The organism is Dawidia cretensis (genome assembly GCF_018598175.1).
Taxonomy (GTDB): Bacteria; Bacteroidota; Bacteroidia; order Cytophagales; family Cyclobacteriaceae; genus Ohtaekwangia; species Ohtaekwangia cretensis.
This window is the reverse complement of sequence record NZ_JAHESE010000103.1, coordinates 1-623: the sequence shown is the minus strand read 5'-3', so window position 1 is coordinate 623 and position 623 is coordinate 1. Positions and strand designations below refer to the sequence as shown.

At 56.7% G+C, this 623-nt stretch carries 1 protein-coding gene; it reads right to left on the bottom strand.

Going from position 1 to position 623, the window contains the following annotated elements:
• Positions 1 to 623: ligand-binding sensor domain-containing protein (locus tag KK062_RS29905; RefSeq protein WP_254088058.1), on the bottom strand; the 623-nt coding region annotated here is incomplete at both ends.

Genomic DNA, 623 nt, shown 5'->3' with positions numbered 1-623 from the left:
GCAGGAGGGTGCGGATGAGGTTGCTCTCGGGGTTGTAGTTGATAATGCCTTCCGACGTACATGTCCACACGATGCCATTTTCAGGATCGCGGTAGATGAAGTTCACCTCATAGACGTTGGGTAGCAGATCCGGAAAGAAATAAAATTTCTCTTGTTCGGGACGAAAGACGCCCAGACCCTGCTTATCACCGACCCACACGATGGGACGGCCGTTCTCGGCATTGCCGAGGGCGAGGCTATTCACCTGGTTGCTGCGGCGACCCGTAGAGTATTGATGCCAGGTATGGCGGCGGGTGTCATAGCGTATCAGGCCATAGTTGTAGGAGCCGAGCCACAGGATACCGTCTGTGCCGGCACTGGCGGCGGCGAACAGCCTCGGCTCTTCACGCGGGCCCTGGGTACAATCGGCACCCAGCACGCATTGCAGCGTATCACGATCACGGTCAAAACGGAACAACCCGTTGTCGCGGCCTACGACCCAGAGATTACCATCGGTATCCTCGGTGAAGATCGCTTTCATCCAAACATAGGTGGTTTTGCGCAACGGATAATGTACGCGTTTGCCTGTAGCCAGGTCGATGCGGTTTACCCCATCGCGGTCGCTATACAAACCCTGGCGGTGG